Source organism: Microbacterium sp., from assembly GCF_031179285.1.
In the GTDB taxonomy this organism is placed as follows: Bacteria; Actinomycetota; Actinomycetes; order Actinomycetales; family Microbacteriaceae; genus Microbacterium.
The window spans coordinates 1-4,422 of the sequence record NZ_JAPSHY010000064.1; the positions used below are offsets into that span (position 1 = coordinate 1).

Sequence of the window (4,422 nt, forward strand, 5' to 3'; positions counted from 1 at the left end):
TCGCGCTCCTGCCGCACGCGAGCGTGACGAGCCCCGGCAGGCTCCGGCGGCTCGCCCGTCGGGAGCTCGAGCGTCACCTCGATCGGCCGCTCGCGGAGCGGCACCGGCAGGCCCGGGAGCGGCGCGGTGTGTCCTTGACCGAGCTCGACGACGGCTGCTCGCGCCTGGTCGCCGACGTGCCGACCGCGCTCGGGCTCGGCATCCTCGATCGGCTCACGCAGATGGCGAAGATCCTCGCGCGCGCGGGCCGCGCGGGCGGCGCGCGGGTCTCCGCCGACGCCCGGGGAGCCGCCGGCGACTCGCGCACCTTCGACCAGCTGCGCGCCGACCTCCTCTGCGACCTGCTCCTCACGGGCGAACCGACCGGAGCACCGCTCGCCGGGATCCGCGCCGACGTCAGCATCGTCGTGCCCGCGCCGGTGCTCACGGAGCCCCACGGCATGCATCGCCGTCGAGCGACCGGCGACGCGCGCGATCACGAGGAGCCCGCGGGAGGCGGTGCCGCACGCGCGGGCGCCGGGCGCGAGGCCGAGCGAGCCGTTGCGCGCTCCTCCTCCGGGGCACCGGTCGATCCGGGGACCGCGCGGCTCCTGGCCGAGAGGGCGTCGAGCTGGACGCGGCTGTTCGCCGACCCGCTCACGGGTCACGTGACCGCCGTCGACACCTACACGCCGTCGGCGCAGATGCGGAAGCTGCTGCGCGCCCGCGACCAGCACTGCCGATGGCCGGGATGCACGCAGCGCGCGATGCGCTGCGACGTCGACCACACCATCCCCTGGGCGGAGGGCGGCCCGACCGAGCTCGGCAACCTCGCTACTTCTTAAGTGGACCTCTCACCGCGGCGCCTTTAGCGCCATGATGGAGTTACCTCACTTTCCTGATTGGAGCACCATGGTTAAGCACGCCTTCCTTTCGTTCGTCGAGGAGGACCTCGGCACCGTCCGCATGTTCCGCGGACAAGCGAAGAACAAGAACTCGTTGCTTTCATTTGACGATTACTCGGTCAAGGTTCCGTACAACAGCACCGACGCGGCGTACATCCGCACCCAGATCACTTCGAAGATCCGCGCGGCCTCGGTCACGATCTGCCTGATCGGCCCTACCACCTACACGAGCCAGTGGGTCGACTGGGAGATTCGCAAGAGCGCCGAGGTCGGCAACAAGATCATCGGGGTCAGGCTCTACTCGGATCGCGCCTGTCCTACGCCCAAGGCTCTCACTGACCTGCGCGCTCCCGTCCTCGACTGGGACATCGACGCGATTGTTCGAGCTATCGGTTGAGCGACCCGCTCTACGGCGGGGGCTATCCCGCCTTCTACGAGTCAGCGGATGCCGCTTCGTTAACGGGCCAGAATCAGTACCTGTTAGCGATGCGGGTCCGGCTGGGTGGACTCGTGCTCGGCACCATCGGTGGAAGCGTGTTCGTCTCTACAGGATTCGTTGCCCTGGGCGGCTGGATGGCTCTGGGCGGCTTCTTGGTCGCCCTGGTTGCGGAAATTTGGAACGCGGTTCAAAAGCCCGATCGCGCCTGGTACGAGGGTCGAGCCGCTGCGGAGTCCGCCAAGACGCTTGCGTGGCGATACGCGGTGAAGGGCGAATCGTTCGAGGACGGCACGGACGCGAACCGCGAGTTGGTGGCTCGGGTGACGGAACTGCTCGACGATCTGAAGGACGTCGACTTGCCGTCGTCCTCGAAGACCACCGACCAGGTCACTGCGAAGATGCGAGAGATTCGTAGCGCAAGTTTCGAGGAGCGCCGTAGCGCTTATCGAGAGGGCCGGATCGAGGATCAGCGAAGCTGGTACGCCAAGAAGGCCGACTGGAACCGAAAGGCCGCACACGGCTGGACGTTGCTCCTGTTCGTCTTCGAGCTACTCGGAGTAGTCGGCGGTGTCTTGCTCATCACAGGCACACTGACGGTTGACCTCTTGGGCCTCTTCGCTGCTCTCGCGGCCGCCGTGACTGCATGGACGCAGGCCAAGCAGTTCAAGACTCTCGCGACTGCTTATGGGGTGACCGCTCAGGAACTGTCGGGCGTGAAGAACGAATTGGACGAGGTCAAGGATGAGGCAGAGTGGGCCCAGTTCGTGGGTCAGGCCGAGGAGGCAATCTCACGTGAGCACACACTATGGCGGGCATCGCGGGGCGTTCGGATAAGCGGGCCGCGGAGCGGCCCGGCTTGAGCTGAACTCGAGCAGCCGCTGGCGAACAGCATCCGCGACCGGCTAGCGTCAATCGCGCGGCCGCGCGGGCGCCGACGAGCCGCGCGCCATCGATCAGGACGCGTTGACGCGCTCTGCGACCTCGCCCTCACCGGCGAACCCACCGATGCGGCGCTGCGAGCTGCTGCGGGAGCGAGACCAGGGATGCCGATCGCCCGATCGACGTCGCGGCACAGATTTTTAGGCTGACCCGATGTCTTCCGGTCGGAGCACACCGGTCAGGTGCACGCATGGCGTTGAGCGGCTTCTGGTCCTATGTACACGAGGACGATCGAGCCGAAGGAGGGCGCATTTCGCAGCTGGCGCGCGACATCGTCGACCAGTTCGAAATGATGACCGGAGAGACGGTCGAGCTCTTTCTCGACCGCGACTCGCTCGAATGGGGTGCACGGTGGCAAGCGCGCATCGATGGAGCGCTCGCCACGGTGGCGTTCTTCATCCCAGTCTTGACTCCGCGATACTTCGTCAGTCCCGCTTGCCGAAACGAACTGAATTCGTTCGCGCGTGACGCCTCTGATCTGGGTGTCCGCGAACTGCTCTTGCCGATCCTCTATTCGGACATCCCTGCAACCGACGGTCTGGAACCTCAGAACGATCTAATAGCGCTTGCGAAGTCGTTCCAATGGGCCGACTGGCGTGACCTTCGATTCGCCGACCGAACCGACGGAAACTACCGGCGTGCCGTCTACGGGCTTGCCCAACGACTCGCAGATGCCAACCGGGATGCTGAAGCACCAGCTGCGACGCAGGCGGCAATCGACCTCGCCGAGGAAGATGACGAAGGCGTCCTGGAGGTCATGACGAAGTTCGAAGCGTCCGTGCCTCGAATCGGTGAAATTACTGGCAACCTGAATCGTGAGATCGTCGCGATCGGACAAACCACGCAGGGCGCCACGACTCGACTAAATTCAGTACCGCCGGGAACGAACACGTTTGCGCATCGGCTTCGCATCGCTCGCGAGCTAGCGAAAGACCTGCAGGAACCAGCGACGGCTGTCGGCCTCGCGGGTGAGGACTTCGCGAAGACTCTGTATGACATGGATCGCGGTGTGCGCCTGATCATCGCCCGCGCCCCTAAGGAGCCAGACAGCCGCGAGGCGTTCTGCAAGTTTTTCGCAGACCTGCGAAGCCTGGTGGCTTCAGCGGAGACCGCGCTCGGTGCGGTTATGCGCATGGGTGACTCTGCGGCGCAGTTGGAGCGCCTCTCACGCGAGATTCGGCCCGTTATGCGGGAGATGCGCCATGGCCTGACTCTTGTGGCAGAGGGACGCGAGGTCATGCGCGAGTGGACGGCTCTCATCGATGCCTCCGAGGTTGATTGTGGGCAGGCACTCGCCAGCTTGGGATCGACCTCCGATGGCGCCGCGTAGCGGCGGCTTGACTTGAATCTGCAACGTAACTCGGGAGCCGTTCGGCGAGCGGTGGCAAGGGCTCGCCGTCAGGCGAGTCCGCGGCAGCACTTGCGCTGATCGCGCATCCTGAGGTTTCATTAGCTCACTGCACGCGTTTAGGGCGACTCCTAGACTCCGTACGCGTGGGAGTGAGACATGAGTAGAGGGGCCCCGGTCTAGGGGGGCTGCGCAACCCAACCGGCCTGGGCCCGTTGCGCGAAACGAACCGAACAGATTTGGCCGTCTGTTTTGTCGACGCCTCCGAACGGTTCTCACTCGTGTCTCACCCTCCTGCCTCACCTCTAACATCTCTGGCGCGCCCGGACGCTGGCTGGTCGTTCACGCTCTGCCCTGACGCCGCTGAAGGCGGCGGCTCGTTCCGGCGCAGCGCCCGCTCCGTGCCGGAGTACGCCGCCCGCGGGGAGGCAAGCGACCCCGAGCGGGCCGCCGCCGAAGCGGGCCGCCGCGCCCGCGCGAACCTTCGCCGCTACTGCGCCGCGAACCGGCTGAACCGGCTCGGTACGCTCACCTATCGCGGCGACGGCAACCACGATCCGGCGCTGCTGCGCGAGCATCTCGGAGACTTCTTCCGCGAGCTGCGCGTCGGTGCAGGCGGGCGTCCACTGCCGTACGCGTGGGTGCCGGAGTGGCACAAGAGCGGCCACGGACTGCACGCGCACTTCGCGGTCGGGCGCTACATCAAGCGCAGCGTCATCGCCGACGCGTGGGGCCGTGGCTTCGTCCACATCAAGTTGCTGGGCGACCTACCGGTCGGCTCAGGCCCGCTCACGCAGGCCAGGAGCGCCGCC

4 protein-coding genes and 1 pseudogene are annotated in these 4,422 nt (G+C 66.2%); all 5 read left to right on the top strand.

Annotated features, from left to right (window positions below):
• A partial coding sequence (locus RIN18_RS17285; protein ID WP_309105217.1) for an HNH endonuclease signature motif containing protein occupies window positions 1-824 on the top strand: 824 nt, incomplete at its 5' end.
• A gap of 31 nt (window positions 825-855) precedes the next feature.
• Window positions 856-1,281 carry a TIR domain-containing protein gene (locus RIN18_RS17290; protein WP_309105218.1) on the top strand — a complete coding sequence of 142 codons (426 nt, stop codon included), beginning with the start codon at window positions 856-858 and terminating at the stop codon, window positions 1,279-1,281.
• Complete coding sequence (locus RIN18_RS17295) at window positions 1,278-2,183, top strand: DUF4231 domain-containing protein (protein WP_309105219.1); 906 nt, start codon at window positions 1,278-1,280, stop codon at window positions 2,181-2,183. Before RIN18_RS17290 ends, RIN18_RS17295 begins: the two co-directional genes overlap by 4 nt.
• Before the next feature lie 269 nt (window positions 2,184-2,452).
• Complete coding sequence (locus tag RIN18_RS17300; RefSeq protein ID WP_309105220.1) at window positions 2,453-3,592, top strand: toll/interleukin-1 receptor domain-containing protein; 1,140 nt, start codon at window positions 2,453-2,455, stop codon at window positions 3,590-3,592.
• A 299-nt stretch (window positions 3,593-3,891) separates the two neighbouring features.
• Window positions 3,892-4,422 (top strand): annotated as a pseudogene (locus tag RIN18_RS17305) (hypothetical protein); the annotation flags it as partial.